At 68.2% G+C, this 20,824-nt stretch carries 17 protein-coding genes and 1 pseudogene; 13 read left to right on the top strand and 5 right to left on the bottom strand.

Annotation, left to right across the window (positions count from 1 at the left end; all coding sequences use genetic code 11):
• Window positions 1-41 precede the first annotated feature (41 nt).
• The 7 genes from ACGFZN_RS31395 to ACGFZN_RS31365 all read left to right on the top strand — a co-directional run bounded on the left by ACGFZN_RS31395 (window position 42) and on the right by ACGFZN_RS31365 (window position 6,597).
• Window positions 42-680 carry an HD domain-containing protein gene (locus ACGFZN_RS31395; RefSeq protein WP_393861936.1) on the top strand — a complete coding sequence of 213 codons (639 nt, stop codon included), beginning with the start codon at window positions 42-44 and terminating at the stop codon, window positions 678-680.
• A gap of 84 nt (window positions 681-764) precedes the next feature.
• The gene (locus tag ACGFZN_RS31390) at window positions 765-1,976 is read left to right on the top strand and encodes an MFS transporter (protein WP_393861826.1); all 1,212 of its coding nucleotides are present in this window, start codon (window positions 765-767) and stop codon (window positions 1,974-1,976) included.
• Between the two features lie 185 nt (window positions 1,977-2,161).
• On the top strand, window positions 2,162-3,052 hold the full coding sequence (gene sigJ / locus ACGFZN_RS31385; protein WP_393861825.1) for an RNA polymerase sigma factor SigJ: 891 nt from the start codon (window positions 2,162-2,164) through the stop codon (window positions 3,050-3,052).
• 177 nt (window positions 3,053-3,229) lie between these two features.
• Entirely contained in the window at window positions 3,230-4,150 is a 921-nt protein-coding gene (locus ACGFZN_RS31380; protein WP_393861824.1) for an NADP-dependent oxidoreductase, read from the top strand.
• Window positions 4,151-4,164: 14 nt separating this feature from the next.
• Window positions 4,165-4,629 (top strand): cupin domain-containing protein, encoded by a 465-nt coding sequence (locus tag ACGFZN_RS31375; protein WP_393861823.1) that lies wholly within the window; start codon window positions 4,165-4,167, stop codon window positions 4,627-4,629.
• Window positions 4,630-4,754: 125 nt separating this feature from the next.
• Entirely contained in the window at window positions 4,755-5,213 is a 459-nt protein-coding gene (locus tag ACGFZN_RS31370) for a carboxymuconolactone decarboxylase family protein (RefSeq protein WP_393861822.1), read from the top strand.
• 1,003 nt (window positions 5,214-6,216) lie between these two features.
• Window positions 6,217-6,597 (top strand): hypothetical protein, encoded by a 381-nt coding sequence (locus tag ACGFZN_RS31365; protein ID WP_393861821.1) that lies wholly within the window; start codon window positions 6,217-6,219, stop codon window positions 6,595-6,597.
• 42 nt (window positions 6,598-6,639) lie between these two features.
• On the opposite strand, the gene ACGFZN_RS31360 is transcribed toward ACGFZN_RS31365, so the two are convergent.
• Window positions 6,640-7,461 carry an SDR family NAD(P)-dependent oxidoreductase gene (locus tag ACGFZN_RS31360; protein WP_393861935.1) on the bottom strand — a complete coding sequence of 274 codons (822 nt, stop codon included), beginning with the start codon at window positions 7,459-7,461 and terminating at the stop codon, window positions 6,640-6,642.
• Between the two features lie 69 nt (window positions 7,462-7,530).
• Here ACGFZN_RS31360 and ACGFZN_RS31355 point away from each other — a divergent pair, with 69 nt between their 5' ends.
• The 4 genes and pseudogenes from ACGFZN_RS31355 (at window position 7,531) to ACGFZN_RS31340 (ending at window position 11,164) form a co-directional block, all read left to right on the top strand.
• Window positions 7,531-7,857 (top strand): ArsR/SmtB family transcription factor, encoded by a 327-nt coding sequence (locus ACGFZN_RS31355; protein ID WP_393861820.1) that lies wholly within the window; start codon window positions 7,531-7,533, stop codon window positions 7,855-7,857.
• A gap of 139 nt (window positions 7,858-7,996) precedes the next feature.
• Window positions 7,997-8,131 (top strand): annotated as a pseudogene (locus tag ACGFZN_RS31350) (XRE family transcriptional regulator); the annotation flags it as partial.
• A gap of 646 nt (window positions 8,132-8,777) precedes the next feature.
• Entirely contained in the window at window positions 8,778-9,944 is a 1,167-nt protein-coding gene (locus ACGFZN_RS31345; protein WP_393861819.1) for an MFS transporter, read from the top strand.
• Between the two features lie 305 nt (window positions 9,945-10,249).
• Window positions 10,250-11,164, top strand: a complete 915-nt coding sequence (locus ACGFZN_RS31340) for a DNA-3-methyladenine glycosylase family protein (protein ID WP_393861818.1) — start codon at window positions 10,250-10,252, stop codon at window positions 11,162-11,164.
• Between the two features lie 171 nt (window positions 11,165-11,335).
• On the opposite strand, the gene ACGFZN_RS31335 is transcribed toward ACGFZN_RS31340, so the two are convergent.
• The 4 genes from ACGFZN_RS31335 to ACGFZN_RS31320 all read right to left on the bottom strand — a co-directional run bounded on the left by ACGFZN_RS31335 (window position 11,336) and on the right by ACGFZN_RS31320 (window position 18,280).
• Entirely contained in the window at window positions 11,336-11,920 is a 585-nt protein-coding gene (locus ACGFZN_RS31335; RefSeq protein ID WP_393861817.1) for a sigma-70 family RNA polymerase sigma factor, read from the bottom strand.
• A 928-nt stretch (window positions 11,921-12,848) separates the two neighbouring features.
• Window positions 12,849-14,699, bottom strand: a complete 1,851-nt coding sequence (locus tag ACGFZN_RS31330; protein ID WP_393861934.1) for a BTAD domain-containing putative transcriptional regulator — start codon at window positions 14,697-14,699, stop codon at window positions 12,849-12,851.
• A gap of 596 nt (window positions 14,700-15,295) precedes the next feature.
• On the bottom strand, window positions 15,296-15,967 hold the full coding sequence (locus ACGFZN_RS31325) for a TetR/AcrR family transcriptional regulator (protein ID WP_393861816.1): 672 nt from the start codon (window positions 15,965-15,967) through the stop codon (window positions 15,296-15,298).
• Between the two features lie 348 nt (window positions 15,968-16,315).
• Entirely contained in the window at window positions 16,316-18,280 is a 1,965-nt protein-coding gene (locus tag ACGFZN_RS31320; RefSeq protein WP_393861815.1) for a SpoIIE family protein phosphatase, read from the bottom strand.
• 587 nt (window positions 18,281-18,867) lie between these two features.
• Between ACGFZN_RS31320 and ACGFZN_RS31315 the strand changes: the two genes are divergently transcribed.
• Window positions 18,868-20,226: a PLP-dependent aminotransferase family protein gene (locus ACGFZN_RS31315; protein ID WP_393861933.1), complete on the top strand. Its 1,359-nt coding sequence runs from the start codon at window positions 18,868-18,870 to the stop codon at window positions 20,224-20,226.
• A 262-nt stretch (window positions 20,227-20,488) separates the two neighbouring features.
• Window positions 20,489-20,737 (top strand): hypothetical protein, encoded by a 249-nt coding sequence (locus tag ACGFZN_RS31310; RefSeq protein ID WP_393861814.1) that lies wholly within the window; start codon window positions 20,489-20,491, stop codon window positions 20,735-20,737.
• Window positions 20,738-20,824 lie beyond the last annotated feature (87 nt).

The following is a 20,824-nucleotide window of genomic DNA, read 5'->3' as shown; positions in this document are numbered from 1 at the left end:
CGTCCAGTCGAAGCACACTGACAGCGGAAAGCACAGAGAACATGAGCGAGACAATCGCGGGCGTGGAGATTCCTGAAACGGCGGCGGTCGCCGAAGCGACCCGCGTCATACAGGAGATGACCAGCCCCCTCATCTACCATCACTCCCGGCGCGTTTTCGTCTTCGGCGCCATTCATGCCCACCGGCTCGGCCTGGAACCGGACCCCGAGCTTCTGTACCTCTCCGCCATGTTCCACGACACCGGCCTCTTGACGCCGTTTTCCCACGTGGAGCAGCGCTTCGAGGTCGATGGGGCTGATCACGCACGTAAGTTCATGCTCGACCGTGGGTTCCCGGCCGCGGCCGCCGACGTGGTGTGGGCGGCGATCGCGCTGCACACGACTCCGGGAATTCCCGGGCGGATGGGCCCGGAGATCGCCGTCACGAATTTCGGGGTACTGACCGACGTGCTCGGCTTCGGTCTGGACGAGCTGGATCGCAGTCAGGTGGACGAGGTCGTCGCCGCCCATCCGCGGGGCGACTTCAAGAACGAGTTCATGCAGGCCTACGTCGACGGACTCAAGCACCGCCCGGAGACCACGAACGGAACCGTGAATTCCGATGTGCTGGAGCACTTCGTTCCCGGCTTCCGTCGCATCACCACGGTCGAGCGCATGATGGGCGCTCCCTGGCCGAGCTGATCAGGACGCCACAAAGGCAGCGTGATGACACGTGGGAGTCGCTCTCGCGACAGGCGTCGTCTCGGGCGACGTGCGGCCTTCGCCGTGCTGGTCTGGGCCACTGTGGTGATGATGGCCACGGCAAGCGCACCGTCACCGATCTACCCGCTGTACCGGGAGCGCTGGGGTCTGTCCGTCACGATGCTGACGGTGGTCTTCGCGGTGTACGTCGTCGGTCTGCTGGGCGCGTTGCTGACCGTCGGATCGCTCAGCGACCACCTGGGGCGCCGCCCCGTGCTGGCCGCCGCCCTTGTGGTGGCGGCGGCCAGCACGGCGATGTTCTGGACGGCCGACGGTATCGTCTCCCTCCTGATCGCCCGGGTCGTACAGGGCATCGCCACGGGGACGGCCACGGGCGGTCTCGCCGCCGGACTGGTCGACCTCTCACCCGAGCGGCGCCCGCATCTCGGGTCGACGATGACGGCGGTGGGCACGAGTATCGGCATGGCCACCGGTGCCGGAGTCGTGGGGTTGCTGGTTCAGTCGACTTCACGCCCCGATGCGTATGTCTTTCCGGTCCTTACGCTGACCTTCGTCGTGCTGGCCGTGGTCGTCCTCAGGATCCCTGAGACACTCGCCCCGCGAGTGTTCCGGCTGGCGTCGCTGCGACCGAGAGTCCGGGTTCCTCGGGAGGCCCGGCCGGCGTTCCTCGCCTCCGTTCCCGCCCTCGTCGCAGGGTGGGCCGTTACGGGTCTGTTCCTGTCGCTCACTCCGTCCCTGGTGAGGAACGTGCTGCATGTGCGGTTCGGCGCCGCGGGCGGGCTCAGCATCGCGGCGCTGTTCCTGGCCAACAGCGTGGGCGGGTTCTGGTCCGTTCGGCATACGGCACGGCGCGCCACCTTGCTGGGGGCGGTTCTCCTGACTCTGGGTGCGTTGGGACTGGCGGTGGCCATCGCTGTTGCGTCGCCGGCCATCTACGTGGCCGGAGCAGTCGTCGCAGGGCTCGGCGTCGGCCTGACCTTCAACGGCAGCCTCCGCGCCATCAGCGCGGTCACCACCGCGAAGTCGCGCTCGGAGGTCTTCTCGGCCGTCTATGTGATCAGCTATGCGGCGTTGAGTCTTCCGTCCCTCGCGGCCGGGCTCGCGGCACCCTCATGGGGGCTGGCGGCCACGGGCTACCTGTACGTCGGCTTTGTCGGGGCGCTGTCTTTGGCTGCGGCCCTCCACGCCGGACGATCGCGCGCTCACAGGCCGACCGGAGACCCGATGCGGACTGCCCGGGAAGGCGAGTCTCATAGCGAACGGACCCGCTGCTGAGCGGGCCGCAGCGAGTGGCTTCGGGGTGGGATCGCCCCATGGATGGCGGCCCCACCAGAAGCCCGCCGTACTCCGACACCATCCCCGAAGCAGCTTGATCACGACCTACGGCCGCCGTGTCAGAGCGGGCTCCTGAGGTCGACTCACTACGCTGGCTCCGCAAGCTGGAGGAGGTTGCGATCCGTATGGGTGACGGGTACGGGCCCGGACGGTCTGAGCAGGACGACCCGCTCGGCGCCGAATGGGACAGGCACCGGCCCGCGGTGTTCGGTGTGGCCTACCGGCTGCTGGGAAGTGTGGCCGATGCCGAGGATGTGACCCAGGACGTCTGGCTGCGGGCGGCCGGAGCGGACCTGCAGGACATCGGTGATCTGCGGGCCTGGCTGGTGACGGTGGCCGCGCGACGGTCGTACGACATCCTCAAGAGCGCCCGTTTCCGCCGCGAGACCTATGTCGGACCGTGGCTGCCGGAGCCGCTGCTGACAGGGCCGGACGCGTCGCAGCCGGTACTCGTCGACGAGTCGGTCAGTTCCGCGATGCTCCTGATCATGGAAGAGCTGAGCCCGCCGGAGCGGGTGGCCTTCGTCCTGCACGACGTCTTCGGTCTTGGGTTCGACCGCATCGCCGACGTGCTGGATGTCTCCGGGCCGAGCGCCCGGCAGCTCGCCTCACGGGCACGACGGCGGGTGGCCAAAGCGAAGCAGTCCACGCCGCAGGCGTCGAAGGCGGAGCGCGAACACGTCCTCGCGGTCTTCCGCGCCGCCTACGAGGCCGGGGACCTGGCCGGCCTGGTCAGGCTCCTGCACCCGGACGCCGTCTACGTCACCGACGGCGGCGGCAAGGTCTCCGCGGCGCGCAAGCTCATCCACGGCGGCGAGCGCGTCGCCGAGGTCATGGTGCGTACGGGACGCCAGTGGCGTCCGGACCGCATCGACTTCGCCGAGGTCGGCGGCGAGCTCTCCCTCGTGTTCCACCGGGAAGGCCGGGTCTACTCCGTCGACACGGTCCAGATCACGAACGGTCTGATCACCGCATACCGCAGGGTCATAAACCCCGACAAACTCGCGCGCGTCTGAGCCGTCACAACCGGAGGGCCTGCCTCGTCTCCCTGATGAGGACGCACAACGGGCGACGAAGGAACACGAGGCAGATGAGATCGATCATGCAGCGAGGCATGCATCCACCTGCCGCCGCCATGAGCTCTCGTGTGAGCGGGCTGTGCGCTCGGATCGCCCCTCCCAGTAAGGACCCCTATGCAAGCCATCACTGTGCGAGACCGTGGTGCCGGTCTCGCCGGCATGTCGCTGACGGACATGCCCTACCCTCATGCGGCCGAGAACGACGTCATCGTGCGGGTGCACGCGGCCGGGTTCACCCGTGGGGAGCTGGACTGGCCCGCCACGTGGACCGACCGTGCCGGCCGCGACCGGACGCCGAGCGTGCCGGGGCACGAGCTGTCCGGCGTGGTCGCTGAGCTGGGATACGGCACCACCGGCCTGAGTGTCGGACAGCGGGTGTTCGGCCTGGCCGACTGGGCCCGTAACGGCACGCTCGCCGAGTACGTCGCGGTGGAGGCCCGCAACCTCGCCCCGCTCCCGGCCGGTATCGACCACGCCGTGGCCGCCGCGCTGCCGATCTCGGGGCTGACCGCCTGGCAGGGCCTGTTCGACCACGGCCGCCTCACCACGGGCCAGACCGTCCTGATCCATGGCGCCGCGGGCGGCGTCGGCTCGATCGCGGTGCAGCTCGCCCGCGAGGTGGGCGCCCGCGTCATCGGCACCGGGCGGGCCTCCGACCGGGACAGGGCACTCGAACTCGGCGTCGACACCTTCATCGACCTGGACAACGAGCGGCTGGAGGACGCCGGCGAGGCCGACGTCGTGTTCGACGTCATCGGCGGCGACATCCTCGACCGCTCGGCCGCGCTGGTCCGCCCGGGGGGCACGCTGGTCACCATCGTGATGCCGCCCAAGGTCCGGCCCAAGGACGGGCGGGCCGTCTTCTTCGTCGTCGAACCCGACCGCGCCCGGCTCACCGACCTCGCCGCGCGGCTGAGGGACGGCCGGCTCAAGCCGGTCGTGGGCGCCGTGCGCCCGCTCGCCGAAGCACCCTCCGCCTTCGCCCCCGGCACGCGCACCCCGGGCAAGACGATCATCCGCGTCACGGAAGACTGAACAGGAGACCGACCATGATCAGACTGCGAATCGCCGCCGGCCTCCTGGCTGCGACCATGCTGACCGGGGCCACGGCCTGCTCGGCCGCCGACCAGCCCACCCATGCCAAAGCGCAGACGACGGTTGCGGCATCAACGCGCCCCGCCGAAACCTTCACACCGCTGCTCCAGCAGGTCCTTCCGAATGTGAAGGGCAAGACGTTCACCTCGGCGATCGTCGCCTTCCCGCCCGGCGCACGCGCGGTGCCGCACCGGCACGGCCAGGCCTTCGTCTACGCCTACGTCCTCGAAGGCACCGTGCGCAGCCAGCTCGCCGGCAAGCCCGTGAACACCTACCACCAGGGCGAGAACTGGATCGAGCAGCCGGGCGCCCACCACGTCCTCACCGAGAACACCAGCCGGACAAAGCCGGCCAAGCTCCTGGTCGTCTTCGTCTCCGACACCGGAGCCAAGCTCAAGGTCGACGACCCGAAGTCGTAACCCCGGGGGATACAGCGGGGCGGCAGCTCTCTCCACGAGGTCCGCCCCTGCCAGAGCACGCCCCATCCACCGCCACGACGTGCCGAAAGCCACGGCGCGAACCACACGAAAGAAACAAAGGAACCATGACCGACCCCCAGCGCGTCAACATCGGCGAGCAGCACCCGGCCGCCTACAAGACCCTCATCGCCCTGTCGTCGGAGGTGGACAAGGCCGCCGCAGCAGCGGGCCTCGACCCGCTCCTGGTCGAGCTGTTGAGGATCCGCACCTCCCAGATCAACGGGTGCGCGTTCTGCCTGCGCATGCACACCCGCGACGCCCTCAAGAAGGGCGAGAACCCCGACCGGATCGCGGTGCTGCCCGCATGGGAGGAGACCGGTTACTTCTCCGACACCGACCGCGCCGCCCTCCGCCTGACCGAGGCGATCACCCGCGTGCCGGACGGCCACGTCAGCGACGAGGACTACGCCACCGCCGCGGCCACACTCACCGCGGACCAGATCTCCGCAGTCGCCTGGCTGGCAACCGTGATGAACGCCTTCAACCGCGTCGCGATCACCAGCCGGTACCCCGTCGGCAGCTGACCTCGACGACGCAACCGGCGGGAATGGAGGCTGCCGAAGCTTCCACCGTCGTGAAGGTGCTGACGGAATCAGCCGGGGCGGCTTGTGCGAGCTGCCCCGGCTCACACACACGCGGAGAGGTCCGACGACGTACGTGCACCGGGAACGGCCAGGGAACCAGGTCGAATCCCGGCTTGCAGGGACGGCACCGACGATTCGGCTTGCTCCTTGTACGCCGCTGATCGGCCGGAAGCTCCACCTCTCATACAGCGTCTCCGGCGCCACGCGGCTTGTTGCACCGCGTGGCCCACAGCGTGCAGACGCCCGCCCGGCCCGCAGTTGAACGCGATGAGGCCGCAATCACCGCATGGCGGGAGGTGCCTGGCAGGAGGAGACCCTCCCGGGCGGCGACCGGTGCCTTCATTTGCCTCGAGGACGAATCGGGTACCAGCGGCCGTCCGCTCAAGGGCCGAACCTGGGGCTGACCCGGCAACCACCCCGACCGTGAAGATGCCCGGCCGCAGCCGGCTGTCGGCGGCCGGGCTGCTTTGCGTCAAACCGGGCCTGCCCGCCCGTCGCCCGCCCGTGCTGCCGGCTGCGCCGGCAGACAGGCCGCAAGGGCGAGCGCCGCTCTCGCGGCGAGAGCGACTACATCCACCGCATCCGCCTGCTGGACGGCGCCCACCATCCGCTGAAGGCCCCGCCGATCGTAGTGTGGGACCGACGCAGCACCCACCTGTCCAAGACGATGAAGGCCCCGCTGGCCGAGCGAGAGTGACTGACGGGTGGTCCTCCTTCGGCGTTACGCGCCCGGACTGAATCCGGTGAAGGGACTTGTGGAGAGGGCATATCAAGTGGAATCCGGCCACCCTGGCCACCCGCACCCTCACCGAGCTGAAGGCGCTGCTGCACCGACGACTCAAGGCGCTGCCATACCGTCACAGCGTCCTCGGTGGCGTCCTCACAGACCGGCCTTACCCTCGACAGACCTGGCTGATCCCGCGATACCCGGAGGGAGGCAGTGATGAAGGTGCTGGCCGTGGGCGTTCAGGGCGTGGTCCACCGGCTCGCTGAGGGCTTGCTCGCCAAGGTGTTTCACCGGGTTCCTCCGAGGATGCCCCCGGCCTGGCCGGGGAGGAATCGGACTCCTGCGGAGGAGGGCAGGGATAGCCGGATCGCCGTCAGGGCGATCCGGCGTCCACTCCGCACGGCGGTGATGCCGCCCACGATGATCGAGGGCTCTCAACTGCCAGTCGGCTCGGGTGGGTTCGGATGCATGACGACAGAGGCGACCACGAAGGACACCGGGCATGCCCGGTACACCTTCCGTGTGCGCGTGTCGAACGCGGCCAGACGCCAGCTCGAAGCCGAGTGGGATCACGAGATCGCCGCAGCCGTCGCGTGATTGCTGGGGCGTGATGCCCGGGCGGATCAACGGAAGGCGTATTCAGACGAGTTCGAGGCCTCCGTCGATCGTGAGGATCTGGCCCGTCAGCCAGGTTGCGGTGGGATCTGCGAAGCGGACGATCCAGGCCGCGACTTCCTCCGGTTCTCCCCTCCTCCCCAGAGGGATCCGGGATGCCTGCTCCTGCTTGACCTTCATCACCTCCTCCTCCGTGAGCCCGCTGACGTACAGAGCCTCACTCTCGGTCGGACCGGGGGCGACGGCATTCACTCTGATCCCGTCCTTGGCCAGTTCGACCGCCCAGGTACGCGTCAGCTGTTCCAGGGCGGCCTTGGTGGCCCCGTAGTGGGCACCGCCCGGGTGGGGGCGATGGCCGTAGGTGCTGGAGACGTTGATGATCGAGCCCTTGCTGCGGCGCAGGTGAGGCAGCGCTGCCTGGGCGAGCATGGTGGGTGCTGTGACGTTGAGGTCGAACAGGTCGGTGATGCGCGAGCGGGTCACCTCGTCCAACGAGACACGTGCGGTGGCGCCGGCGTTGTTCACGAGCACGTCAAGCTGCTTCCACCGGTCGATGGCTGTACTGATGATCAGCTCAGGGGCATGCTCCGAGCGCACGTCCGTGGCGAGAGTCGCGATGCCGGGGTGCACGGCGGCGGTCTCCTCCAGGGCCTTCTGACGCCGTCCGACACCGAGGACGTGCGCCCCCGCCTCGGCCATCGCGACCGCCGTTGCCCGGCCGATCCCTGAACCGGCTCCGGTGACAATGACGACGCGGTCATGAAGGGGTCGGGCGTGCTGGTGTTCCATGATGAGTCTTCCTCTTACTCTACGGCTGCCGTTCGGACACGACCGGCCGGCGAACATCAGCACAGTCGGGCGTCCATGAAAGGCACGCTATCGAATATCGTCGATTATCGATGTACAGTATCGTGCGTGCCCAAGGAAGTACGCCACCCCGACCTCGAAGAGGTCACCCTCGCCGCGGTGCTCTCGGCTCTGGGTGATCCCGTCCGCCTGCACATCATGGGCGTCCTCGCGGACGGCAACGAGCATGTGCGCACAGACTTCACCGTTCGCATTGCTCAGTCCACTTTCAGCCACCACATGAAGACGCTTCGTGAGGCGGGACTCGCTTGGCAACGGATGGAGGGCACACGCTGCTACGTGCGCCTGAGAGAAGAGGCACTGCAACGGTTTCCCGGCGTACTGGAAAGCGTCCTCGCTGCGGAACGAGCCGAGCGCATGAGCGCCCTTCCCTAGAGTTCCTGCGCGTGGCCGCGGAGCGTGGCGGCATCCCGGGATCCACTGGCGCACCGGTGCCGGATCCGACGCGAAGGTTCTGATCATCGCTGTCACCTGCGAGGCCACGGCCTGGATGGACTTGCGGCGACCGTTTGGCCAGGCGACGGTCCGCTACGTTGCCGGCACGCTCAAGCGACCCTGCCAAGAGCTGCGCGAGCGCATAGAGCGCGAGGTGAAGCGGCGGTGGCAGCCGCAGGTGCGGGCGAGAGCGAAGAAGAAGGCCGCGACCACCGACAGCCGGTGACGGCGCCGATCATGGCCTCGGTGGTGACCCGCACTTGTACTTCCGCCACGATCGAGCGCCCTCGACGTAGTGCTTATCCAGCCGCTTCAGGCACAGGCCTTCCACCCTGGCCGCCGTCCACTCCAGCCACCCTCGCGCCACAGGCGGGTCGGTGTCGAGGGGCACAGCGTCAACGGCGCCTCCAGGCCGTGGTCCGTGAACAGCGCCTCAAGCGCTGCCCGCCGCCGCCCATACGGCCAGCCGGTCAGGTCCGCCCCCACCGTGGACCAAGTCGTGGACACGTGCCCGCGCCCGGTACGGGAACCCTGCTACCGACGGGTACGAGTCCGGCGGCCGAGCGCAGGATAGCTGGCGCCACCAGCACCGGTACGCGCTCGTGGGTGTGGATATCGCTGCAAGCCCGGCGGAGTGGTCTCAGTCGGTGGCGGTTGGTGCAGGCGCGGTCGGCTGCGCCGTGAGGGCGACGAGGAGCGGGCGGGAGCAGGACGTTGTTGGTAAGACGGCGCCGTGGATCGACGCAAAGGAGACGGACGACGACGCGACAAGGGAAAGGCGCGGATCGATGCAAGACGTAGCACCAGTGATGACGGTGGCTCGTGGGAGTAGAACCCTCCGGCTGGCATTCTCATCTGCGGTGGTGTCCCTGGTGGCCTCGTTCGCCGCGTTGGTCACGCCGATTCCCCTGTTCAACACCTATCGGGCCGAGGACGGGTTCACCAACGCCGACATCGCGCTGGCCGTCGTCGCCAACTCCGTCGGCACTATCGCCGCACTGTTGGTGCTGGGACGGCTGTCCAATCATCTGGGCCGACGGCTCACCGCGATCGCCAGCCTCGGCCTGCTCGTGCTGGGCTGTCTGCTGCTGCTCAACGTGCGGGGCATCGGCATTCTGCTGGCCGCTCGGCTGCTGATGGGCGTCGGTACGGGGTTGGCCAGCAGCAGCCTTACCTCCTACATCGTCGACGCCGCGCCCAGCAGGCCGACCTGGTTGGCCTCTGTCGCGTCGAGCCAGGGACCGATGCTCGGCCTCTCTCTCGGCGCGATCGCCTCAGGCGCTCTGGTCCAGTTCGGCCCTTGGCCACGCCACCTCGTCTACCTGGTTTCCGCGGGTCTCCTCGTGCTGTCCGCCGTACTCATCGTCATCAGCCCCGAGACCGCGAAGCCGACGCCCGGCGCTTGGCGATCACTGGTGCCCCGGGTTCGCGTACCGGCCCGGGTCAGGCATCTGCTTCCCGTCGCGACCGCGGTGTTCGTGGCTACCTGGACGACCGGGGCTTTCTACCAGGCCTTCATGCCTGCGCTCGTCGAAGAACAACTCCATACCCGCAGCTCGCTCATCCTCGGTCTGGTGTTCGCCGCCTATATGGCCCCCAGTGTTCTCGGTGCCCCCCTCGGCGGCGGGTTCACATCCGCGGCGGCTCAACGCGTCGGCATGCTCATCTTCCTGGCCGGATGGATCGGCATCGTCGCAGCAACCGACGTAGGCACACTGGCGTTGTTCATCACCGCAACCATCGTGGCAGGCGCCGGGCAAGGCATCGCCATCAGTGCCGCCACCCGCGGCCTGCTGTACGGCAGCACGCTCGCCGACCGGGCACCGATCTTCAGCGCGATCTACCTCCTCTGCTACGTCGGCGCCGCCCTCCTCAGCTTCATCTCCGGGCAACTGTCCAACAGCCTCTCGCTACCGCAGATCGCCCTCGGGTACGGGTCACTCGCCCTCATTGCCACCATGATCACTGTCCTCGCAGCACACGACCCGCACACGGATCCGACCGGGAACACCCGGCATGATGGGTAATCATCACGCTCACCGTCAGATCCGCGGTGACGTGGCGTCCCACACGCGCACCCGCTCGGTGTCAGCCGGCCAGATCCGCCTCGAGTGCCGGTCGAACGGGAATCTCCTTCGGATGAGCGCGGCAACGCCTCCCGGCAGCGCCGACACGACTCGACGCCCACCAGCACCCCGACACGGCCCAGGTGTGCCCTGCCTCCCACCGTGCATGCTGCGGGCCGCCCTCGGCGTGGTCGCAGCATGGCGGTTGCGCCTGTTTGATCCGATGAGCAAGACCCCCGAGAGAGTGCCCTCCTGAAAGCAGCCAGATGCTCCAACCACCGGACGAGTCGCTCCACTGGCAGCCCGGCTTCCCCGTCGACGCACGACTGACGCTGGCCGCCCTGTGCCGCGGCCGGCACGATCCCACCCACCGCGTCACACCCGATGGCAACCTGTGGCGCACCGCGCTCACTTCCACAGGACCGGTCACCTATCGCATCCGGCAACGGCGGCTCGACGACCTGACCATCGACGCCTGGGGCCCCGGGGCCCGGGAACTGGTGGAGACCATCCCGACCGAACTCGGCGCTGGGGATCACCCCGAGCTGTTCCGGCCCGGCCACCCCTTTCTCCAGCGCGCGCTGCGCCGGATGCCCGGCCTGCGTGTGCCATGCACCGGGCGGCTGTTCGAAGCGCTGGTCCCGGCGATCATCGAGCAGCGCGTCGTCGGTCTGGACGCCCGCGCCGCCTTCACCCGCCTCGTGCGGGCGTACGGCAGCGAACCACCCGGCCCCGCCCCGGAGGGCATGCGCGTGCCACCAACCCCGAAAGCGTTGGCGTCCGTTCCCAGCTGGGAGTGGCGCCAGGCCGGCGTTGACTTGCACCGCTCCCGTACGGTGATCCAGGCCGCCCGCCACGCCGCTCGCATCGACCAGACCGCGGGCGATCCTGAGCGTGCGTACGCGCTCCTGACACAGCTACCGGGCATCGGGCCTTGGACCGCCGCCCAGGTAGGCCACCGCGCCCTCGGCGACGCCGACGCTCTCCCTCTCGGCGATTACCACCTAGGCCGGATGACGGGTGACGCGCTGCTCGGCCGTCACTTGGACGACAGCGAGATCGAGGCGTTCTACGAGCCGTTCCGCCCGCACCGCTACCGGGTCCTTCGCCTGATCGAACTCAGTCCCGGATCGGCCCCCCGCCGCACGCCCCGGGCACCGCGCGCGGGGCCCCTGCACTGAACGCACATCCCAGCCGCAGTGGGTCTCAGCTGGTGAGCTGACGGAGCTGGGATCTTCGGGCCGGAGGGGGCGGTCTGGACCAGGTAGGGCCGGGAGGTGAGGGGGTGGCCGTCGTCGGTGATGCCGTTCATGTCGCCGAGGAGGGCCACGCCTGCTCGTGTCGCCGTGGCGTCAGCCCGAAGCGATGAGATGTCCGCCGGCTATCAGCTGAGCTCGCAGTTTCTTGCGGACGTCGAACATCGTCTTGTAGAGCGCGTTGCGGTTCGTCTCCAGCTCCCTGGCGAGCGTGTCGAGGGCGATTCCGTTGACGACGGCGGTGAAGACCCGCCGCTGGCGGGCGCTCAGTGCTGTCTCCACTGCGTCGCACGCGGCTTCGACCAGTTCTCGCGCCTGGTAGTGGCTGACGGGGTCGCTACCGGAGCGGTCGGGCACTTGCATCCCTTCGCCCAGGTCCAACCGGGCATGTGGAACACGCCAGAAATGGCGGCTGAGTTTGCTGGACACTTCAAGTACCACAAATCGGAACGCCCAGGTGGTGAACCTGGCGTCACCTCGAAATTCCTGGATCTTACGCGTGATCCTCATCAGCGCGTCGGCGGCCGCCTGGTGAGCGAGATCGCTCAGCTCGGGCCCGGCAATTCCGTAACGAGGACCCCGGCGGAACACTTCACCCACGGCGATCCGCACCAGTAGTTCGTACAGCTGTGTGCAGGCCTGTTCGTACCGCGGTCCACGACCGCCGTCGAGCGCGTCCACCCAGGCGGCGGACTCCGGGTCGAGCTTCCCTCGGTCCCAGGCGGCTCCTGCTGCCGGGGCGTTGCCGCTGATTTCGGCATGTCCCTCCGGAGCCGGGCGACACGTTCTTCTAACATCCGCAGAGTGCATGGTTCTCAATCCCCAGGCCAATTCGTGCGGACCAGCCAATCACCAGACCATCTACACGACGTCTACGCGAAGTCGCTGCCCTTCTTCGGCGTGCGCGCATCCGAGTTTTCACGGACGGAATTTCCGGCGTATTGCGACGAGGGGCTCGAGCGCGGCGCGGGGCACGCGCCGATCGTGTGGGCCAGCCCGTCACGCTCGGCTGATGCATTGACTTCCGGCGCCCCTTGGCTGAGCCGATGCGCGAAGTCCTCGTGAGAGGTTCCCTGGCCCAAGTCGACGAGCAACTGCGTTGGTAATTGCCGTCTGCCATGAGCCCGCCGTCGACGCTGAGGACGGCACCGGCGGTCCGACTCAAGGCCGACGCGAGGAGGAAGGAAGACGACCGCGGAGGCCGGGTCCAGCGGGGCGCCGCCTTCTCTGCCCAGCAGTGCAGGCCGCTCACCTGCTCCGCCGCGCCGTCTGTGGCACACACACCGTCAAGGCAGTGTGGGTGCTGAGCGGGGAACGCTGCCGTCCGCAGGCTGCGATGGTCGCCGGGCGGATGCCGCAGCGACCCTGGCCGTGTACGGCGATGCCATCGTGGTCCGTCGGTGGTCACACGATGGCAAGAGGACCGCAAGGAGCAATGGAGCCGATCCACCGCCAGTGGACAAGCGAGTGTTCAACCCTTGAGCTCCCGGCAGGACGCTGCGCCCCCGAGCCGGCGGAGACCGGCGAGCTCGTCGGCGGCGTCGCGATCCTTCCGCTGTCCCGGACAGGGTGCCGATGGCAACGCCATGGATGCCGGCCCCGACTCGCTCTACCAACGGCCTGGTTCGCCCTGGTCGGGGACCCCCTGCCCCGCCTGCTCCACTGCGTAGGCGGCCACAAGCCGGTTCCAGCTGTATCGCCCTGGGCCGATCTCCGACACGAGGTGGGTTCGAGTGAGGCGCGACAGGACCTGGCGGACCTGGTGCTCGGGCCGTCCTGCCAGCTCCGCAACCTGCTGTGCCGCGAACATGGGGGCTGGGCAGGCGCTCAGGGCGCGGAAGAGTGCGGCTGCTTCCGAGTCGAGGAGGCGGTAGGAGCGGGTGATGGACTCGCGGACGTCGAGCGCCTGGTCATCATCGCTGGCGAAGGCGTCCAGAGTGCTGCGCTGCGGCGCCTCGTACTCGTCGGCCACGCTTGCCAGGCGCAGCTGCGGTCGATAAGCCGCACGGGCGGCGACATTGGCCAGGGCCAAGGGGAGCTGCCCGGTCAGACGGATGATGCGGTCGACGGCCTCTGGTTCAGCTGCTGTCCTTGCTGCACCGAGTCGGCGTGCGAGGAGGCTGCGTGCGTCCGTCTGGCTCAGGGGCATGAGTGTCAGCGGAAGCGCCTGGTAGGCAGCGACGAGTGAGGGCAGTTGCATGCGGCTGGTGACCAGGGCCATGGAGCCGGGGCCTCCGGGGAGGAGATGCCTTAGCTGGTCCGTGTTCCATGCGTTGTCGAGCACGACGAGCACTCGGCGGTTGGCCAGCAAGCCGCGGAACATGAGCCCTCGTGCCTGCGCGGTCTCCGGCATGTCCTCGCAGCGAGTCCCCAGGGACTGCAGGAAGTCCTCAAGCACGTGCACGGGGTCCCGCGGCTCGGCCTCCGGTCCGGCTCCCTGCAGATCCGCAAAGAGCTGGCCGTCCGGAAATCGGTCAGCCAGGCGGTGGGCGACGCTGGTGGCGAAAGCCGACTTGCCGACGCCGGCCAGTCCACCGACCATGCAGATGGCCACAGAGGACGTCGCCTCAGCATCGGCGACCAAGCGCTCGACCTGCTCCTGCTCTCTCTCGCGGCCGACGAGGCTCGGCAGGGCGGCTGGGAGCTGAGCGGGAACGTGGGGCGGGGCCGTGCGTGGCGCGCCCTTCGGGCGGTCGGCGCCGCGCGGGAGCCGGAGTCGTCCGGAGAGGATGCACTCATGGACGTGCTGGAGTTCGGGCGACGGGCTGACGCCAAGGCGTTGACGCAGCAGATGACTGGTCGTGTGATAGATCGTCAGGGCCTCGGACTGCCGCCCGGCACCGTAGAGCGCGGTGATGAGGAGGCTGCATGTGCGCTCCCGAAGCGGATGCTCGGCAAGCAGAGCAGACAGTTCTGCAGCGGCTTCGGTGTAGCGCCCTCTCTCGACTTCACAGGTGAGCTGCTCCTCCGCACAGGCCAGGCGCAGTTCACCGAGCACATGGCGCTGCTGCTCCGCGAACGGCCCCGGGACCCCGGCGAGGGCCACTCCTTTCCACATGTCGAGGCCCTCGCGCAGCAGTCTCGCCGCGGACGCCAGGTCGCCGGAGCCGCGGGCTTCCCTCGCCCTTGCCGTCGTCTCCTTGAATCTGTTCAGGTCCAGAGCGTCCGGTTGCATGCGCAGCCGGTAGCCCCCGTCGACCAGGCTCACGGAACTGTCACTCTGCTCTCCCAGTGCCTGCCTGAGCCTGTAGACGTACGTGCGCACCGAGCCTACGGCCGATGGTGGGGCCTCATCGCCCCACACGTCCTCCACCAGTTTCGAGAGGCTTACAGGCCGGCCTGCCCTGAGCAACAGCGAAGCGAGCACGGCGCACTGCCTCGGCTGACCGGCTCCAGCCCCGCCCCCCTGCCTGTGCAGCTTGACTGGGCCGAGCACGGAGAATCGGACACGCCCATCCATGGTGCCCACCGCCTTGCGGATCCTCGTGACGCTTGCTTGATTGGCTGTCCGCAACGGACCGCTTTCCTCAAACGTACCGCAAACCGGCCCAACTTTCAGGACTAAATAGTCCCCTTTTTGTGTGGCCAAGCACTGGTGCCTCGCGTTGCGCGGCCGCCATGACGCTCCGCTGGCACGCCACGACGGCGACATCCCGGCCGCGGTCGAGCAACTTGGCGCAACCGGCCGGCACACACCGCCGAGAATCCGGCGGGCGGCTGTGCGCGCTTGCGCAGCCGTGACTGTGGACGTCGCCGAACCGCTCGCTGACCTCCCGCATGGAGGAAGGTAGGTGTGGCGGTGAGTGGACGTCCTGACCCGCCTATCGGTCGGGCGGAGAACTCGGCGGAAAGTGCCTCCGCCCGTACGCAGGGCCGCCGGATTTCGGTGGGTCAGGCGCCGCGCGCGGGCAGGGGAACCTGCAGACGAGCGTGTCGTCCCACTGTGACAGTCAACTCGTCCGCCTGGTGGACGGTGAAGTCCAACTGGCAGGAAGGCCACGCAGCCGCCTGTGGCACCGCGCCGGGACTTGGCCGTGCCGCCTCGTCCGGGGGGGATCAGCTCCCGGCGGTGCCGCCTTCGAGCGACTTGCCGTCCTCGGGCGGAACGGCATGGGCCTTGACGTGGTCGATCGCCATGTCGAGAGCGATCCTCATGGGTTTGACGTCCCGGGCCGTCTGGGCAAGGAGGTAGCCGCCTTGAAGGGCGGCCATGAGGCCAGTGGCGAGCGCTCCGGCGTCCGCGTCGGCGCGAAGGACCCCCGAGTCCTTCATCCGCGCGAGCCCGGCCTCGAGAAGTCCTTCCCAGGTCTCAAAGTGCCGGGCGATCGCCTGGCGCGCCTCTTCGTCCTGATCCGCCAGTTCGCCTGCAAGGGAGCCGAGCCTGCAGCCATATGCTCCATTTCGGAGGGCATTGTTTTCGATCACCGCGTCCCGCCAGCGCTCCAGCCCGCGGATGGAGTTCAGTCGCCGCAATAGCTGGTGCTGGCGTTCGAGCACTTCTACAGCCTGCAGCGCGACAACGTCCCGCACCAACGCATCCTTGTCGGGGTAGTGGCGGTAGAGCTGGGATTTACTCGTGCCGCTGGCCGCCCTGACGTCATCGAGGGTCGTGGCATTCACGCCCTTGACGTACATCATGTCGGCGGCGGCCCTCAATATGCGCTCTCGAGTCGCCCGCCCGCGCTCAGTCAACCGGGAGCCGTTTTCGTCGCTCGCCTGTTCCGCCATATTGACCAGATTACCGGTGCGAACGTTAGCAGGATTCTGAATGGACCTCAAGGTCCTTTTTCCTCGGCTCTCGGTCCGCCAACCGTGGAGCCGTCGCCCGGGCCTCGCCGCCCCGACGAGACCGCGACCGGAGAGCAGAAACCCGGCATCCAGTCGACGCGACAGACGGGCCGCGGCCATGCCGGGTACCCGACCAAGCAGGGAAACGGCCCATTGGACGACCCGACGGGCACCCACGTGAACCAGGGAAAAGCCACAGGGGATCCCGCCCGACATCGCAGGTCAGCGACCCTGTGGGCCAGGTGCCGACGACGCGATCTTCCAAACGCGGTGAGGCCAGGGGCGCCGTCACGTGCGTCGGATGATCAGCACGGCCACATCGTCGAGGTGGTCCCCTTCGACCGCGGCGTCGAGGATGCGGTCGGCGGTCTCCTCGGCGGTCAGTCCGTCGTGGACGGCTTGGGCGGCCAGCGTTCCAGCTCGTTCCAGTCCGTCGTCCAGTGGCAGGGCCGGCCCTTCGACCAGGCCGTCGGTGACCATGACCAGCGCGGCGTCCTTGTCCAGTGTGAAGGTCTCTTCGAGGTAGTCGGCCTCGGGCAGGACTCCCAGCACCGGGCCGCCCGGCATTTCACGGATGCTGTGGCTGCCGTCGCCGCGTGCGTACAGCAACGGCACATGGCCGGCGCTGGCACCGGTGACCCGTCCGTCGACCGGGTCGATGCGCAGCATGGCGCAGCTGGCGAATCGTGCCGAGCCCATCGTGACGAGCAGCTCGTTGGTGCGCGTCAGCACGGTTGCGGGATCCGGTTCGCGGGCAGCGATGGCGCGCATGGAGGCGCGCACCTGTCCCATGGCCGCGGCAGCGTTCACGTCATGCCCTTGGGCGTCGCCGATCTCCACGGCAATGGCGCCGTCGGGCATGACGAAGGCGTCGTACCAGTCTCCGCCGATGTCGAGCCCGTCGCGGCTCGGTTGGTAGCGGGCGGCGACCTCCAGACCCGGCAGGTGCTCGGGCAGCGTGGGGAGCATAGTCTGCTGGAGCACCGTGGCCAGCTCGACCCGTGCCTCTTGCAACCTGACGCGTTTTAGCGCCTGACCTGCGAGGTCGGCAAGAGTCCCCATGAGGGCCCGCTCATCCGGGGACGAGTGGTGTTCGCTGTCGTAGGTCACCAACCAGGCACCGAGCGACTGATCGCCGGCCGGGCTGAGGGAGGTGATCGAGATGGCATAGCCGGAGTCGAGCTGGTCGAAGTACGGCACCATGATCCCGTGCGGCCAGCGGCGGACGTACTCCTCTCGGGAGCAGATGAACTGCGGCTCGCCAGTGCGGATCGCAGAGGGCAGCGCGCTGGGTGCGTCCAGCGGCATGCCGTGCAGGGCGGCCACCGGTATCGGGATCCCGGCATCGGAGGAAACGCGCAGGCGGCCTTTTGTGACGAGCGCCAGCGCGGCGCCGGTACCACCGAAGGTGGCGGCGAGCCGGGTCAGGACGACCTGCTGTACTTCTTGCTCCGTGACTGCGGTCATCAGGGCGGAGGAGAAGGCCGCGATCTCGGCGGCTCGCTGCCGCTCAGCACTCAGCGCGACCAACGCCCTGCGACGGCGCGCTTCCCCCTTGGTGTCATCGCAGATCACTCCGATGCCCCACTCAGCGCCGCCATAGCCCAGCACGATCCGGCGGGCCTGGCAGATCAGATGGTGGCAGCCATCACGCTCGGTGAGGAACCGCAACCTGATCCAGGGGGACCGGGCAGCTGGCGAATTCACGAGCCGCCGCAGAGCCCCGCGGTCATCGGGGTGGACTCGCCGAACCACCTCGGACAAGGCCATGGAGGCCCGCGGAAACAGCGCTGCCAAGGTGGGAGCGCCACCCAACCACTCCAGCTCGCGCGACGGGGGCGAATACATGCACAGACCGAGGCTGGCAGCCTCGGCCGCCAACCGGAACGGGATCACCAGACCGCCCAGGTCGTTTCCCGCGTCCAACGAGTGCATCCACACCAGCCGCCCGCCGCCTAAGGGATCGTTCACTGGCCGCGCCTCGATGAGGCAGACGACAGGCGCTGCACCCGGCCCGGGGAACTCCAGCACCCGCATCGCAACCGTCTTCGTCGTAGCTGCGTGGGTCACGAGGCTCTCGACCGCAGTCGACTGGCTTGCGGGCAACAGCTCACCGAAGCGACGACCCAGGCACTGTTCGATTGAGCTGCCCAGTGTCCTGGCCATCGCCGTGTTCAGGCTGCGGATAGCTCCGTCCAGAGTCAAGAGAGCCGACGCTTTCGGCACCTGAAGAAGTTCGTCCGAGGCATCCATTCGCCGCTCACTACCCATCGTCGAGCGATGTGACCTCGTCGTCCTTCAGTATCTGCCGCAGAACAGGTCGCGTCCACCAGCAGTGGCACAACAGCGGATTCTCGGTAAGACGGTGCGAAGGAACGACGCTCATCAGATAGGCGAAGAGGAAGTCGGGGAGGCCATCTCACTCATCGAAGTCGCGTGGTGTTCCACGGGGGCGAGGGAGGGCCCATCCCACACACCGCGTTGAAAGGAACACTGATGCATGACAGCTGGGCTCGTTGGCGAGACCGTACTGATTCACTGCCTCTGATCACGGCATTGGCACTGCGATCACGACTGGACTTGCCCAGGCCGGAGCCGATGTCATCCTTCTCGCCCGAGCCGCCGACCAACTCGCCGAAACCGCCAACGTCGGCTGAGCAAGTGCGTCGAGTGCTGAGGTTCGCATCGTGACTTCTGATCTGATCAACGACAACCAACGCACCACTGCCATCGACGACCTGCTGTCCGGCGGCCCGGTCGATGTTCCTGTCAACACTGCGGCCTCTGCTGAGCCTCTCGGCGCCTGTGCCGTGATCAGTCCAGCGCAGCTACGGCATGCCTTGGGGAATGATCTGCCACAAGCTGGACGTGGTGTGCGCCGTGCGCTGGCCGAAGCTTTGCGCGAAGCTGTCCGCAGCGGCCACCTGGCCCCGGGAACACGGCTGCCTTCGTCCCGCCGGCTCGCCGCCGAGCTCCGCCTTGCCCGCAACACCGTGGCTGACGCCTATGCCGACCTCGTTGCCGAGGGATGGCTGACCGGCCGCAGAGGCTCGGGCACCCTCGTGACAGACAGGATGATCACTCAGCCGGTTTTGGTGCGCCGGGCCGCCGAGCCGTCCGCTGGCCCTTGCTACGACCTGATCCCAGGCAACCCCGACCTCACCACCTTTCCCCGTGCAGCTTGGCTGAAAGCCGCCCGCCGTGCCCTGGCCACCGCCTCCGATGACGCGCTCGGCTACGGCGACCCCCGCGGTCGGCCGGAGCTACGGGCCGCACTCGCAGACCATCTCGCTCGAGCCCGGGGCGTGCACGTGAGTCCGGAGCACATACTGATCTGTGCTGGCGTCTTCCACGGCCTGCAGATCCTGAGCGGAGTCCTGGCCGGGCGGGGGGCGAGGAACGTCGCCGTCGAGTCCTACGGCCTGAACAGCTACTGGGGCCTACTGGAGGCTGCTGGGCTCCAGACCCTCCCGCTTCCGTTGGATGCCCACGGGACCGTGCCGGTGCCGCCCGTCGGCACCGATGCGGTCCTACTCACACCGGCTCACCAGTTCCCTGTGGGCACGGCGCTGCAGCGTGATCGCCGGACGGCCGTCGTGGACTGGGCCAGACGGACCGGCGGGCTGATCCTGGAGGATGACTACGACGGTGAGTTCCGGTTCGACCGCCAGTCTGTCGGGGCGCTCCAAGGACTCGACCCCGACTGCGTGGTCTACCTGGGTTCCGCCAGCCAGACCCTTGCTCCCGGCCTGCGGCTCGCCTGGATGGCGCTGCCTCCCCGGCTGGCTGAGGAGGCCATGGCGGCCAAGGGGCAGATCGACTCGTGCGAGGCGTTCAGCCAGCTGACGATGGCGGAATTCATCACCTCCGGTGCCTACGACCGTCACGTACGTGCCGTCCGTCGGCGCTACCGCGATCGACGAGACGCTCTGGTCACAGCCCTGGCCCAGCACGCCCCGAAGGTGTGCGCCGTCGGGACAGCGGCGGGCCTGCACACCGTGCTCGGTTTGCCGCCCGGGACCGAGCAGCGGGTCCTTCAGTCGGCCACCCTGGAGGGCCTCAAAGTGGCCAGCCTGTCTCGATACCGCCATGCACGGTCCCTGAGCGCCGTGGCCGATGCCCTCGTCGTTGGATACGGGGTGCCCTCCGACACTGCATGGCCCGAGGCGCTCTCGGCACTCGTGCGGATCCTTTCCTGACGCAGCCCGAGTAGCCGGGGACCCGGACTGATCTCTTTGCGGGTACGGCGTCACCTCACGGCGCAGAGGGTGTGCTACGGGCGGTTGCGGACCAACATCGGTGACGTGCGAGCCACGACAACGTGGTCGCAGCCCTCAACTGAACCGAGCGACACAACGGGAAGACGGTCATCGAAAAAGGAATGGCTGGAAGCACGACGCGACACCAGTGATCAACGTGGTTCGCCGAGACAGAACCATCCTTCTGGCAGTGTCATCCGCGGTGATCTACCTGGTGGCTTCGATTGCTGCGTCGGCTGCATCGACCCTCATCTGGCCAGCCCACAGCGATCTCGCTGTGCACGACGTCAAGGTCCGCATCCTCAGTGACGTTGCTCTGATCCACGGCCGTGCCATTTACACCGTGCTCTCCAACGGAGCGGATCAGGAGGCTCTGCACACGGTCGCGTACCAGAAGCGCAAGGCCACCTGGGTCTGCGTCTCGCCTTGCGTGATCGCTCCGGGCGCCTGACCGATCACGCGCGCGAAGCTGCGGTCCGCGACGCAAACCCTGCGCCCAGGCAGGAGACCATCCCGAAGCGCAAGTCGGACACGGCAA

Origin of the sequence: Streptomyces sp. NPDC048192, from assembly GCF_043202415.1 — a bacterium.
Classification (GTDB): domain Bacteria; phylum Actinomycetota; class Actinomycetes; order Streptomycetales; family Streptomycetaceae; genus Streptomyces.
This window is presented reverse-complemented; position numbering and strand designations above follow the sequence as displayed.

Bases quoted from the DNA above. Each gene is read 5' to 3' on its own strand.
- ACGFZN_RS31330 (WP_393861934.1), bottom strand. From the start codon at position 14,699: ATGGATGGGCGTGTCCGATTCTCCGTGCTCGGCCCAGTCAAGCTGCAC.
- ACGFZN_RS31320 (WP_393861815.1), bottom strand. From the start codon at position 18,280: ATGGATGCCTCGGACGAACTTCTTCAGGTGCCGAAAGCGTCGGCTCTC.
- ACGFZN_RS31370 (WP_393861822.1), top strand. From the start codon at position 4,755: ATGACCGACCCCCAGCGCGTCAACATCGGCGAGCAGCACCCGGCCGCC.
- ACGFZN_RS31325 (WP_393861816.1), bottom strand. From the start codon at position 15,967: ATGGCGGAACAGGCGAGCGACGAAAACGGCTCCCGGTTGACTGAGCGC.
- ACGFZN_RS31380 (WP_393861824.1), top strand. From the start codon at position 3,230: ATGCAAGCCATCACTGTGCGAGACCGTGGTGCCGGTCTCGCCGGCATG.
- sigJ (WP_393861825.1), top strand. From the start codon at position 2,162: ATGGGTGACGGGTACGGGCCCGGACGGTCTGAGCAGGACGACCCGCTC.
- ACGFZN_RS31365 (WP_393861821.1), top strand. From the start codon at position 6,217: ATGAAGGTGCTGGCCGTGGGCGTTCAGGGCGTGGTCCACCGGCTCGCT.
- ACGFZN_RS31340 (WP_393861818.1), top strand. From the start codon at position 10,250: ATGCTCCAACCACCGGACGAGTCGCTCCACTGGCAGCCCGGCTTCCCC.
- ACGFZN_RS31375 (WP_393861823.1), top strand. From the start codon at position 4,165: ATGATCAGACTGCGAATCGCCGCCGGCCTCCTGGCTGCGACCATGCTG.
- ACGFZN_RS31360 (WP_393861935.1), bottom strand. From the start codon at position 7,461: ATGTTCGCCGGCCGGTCGTGTCCGAACGGCAGCCGTAGAGTAAGAGGA.
- ACGFZN_RS31395 (WP_393861936.1), top strand. From the start codon at position 42: ATGAGCGAGACAATCGCGGGCGTGGAGATTCCTGAAACGGCGGCGGTC.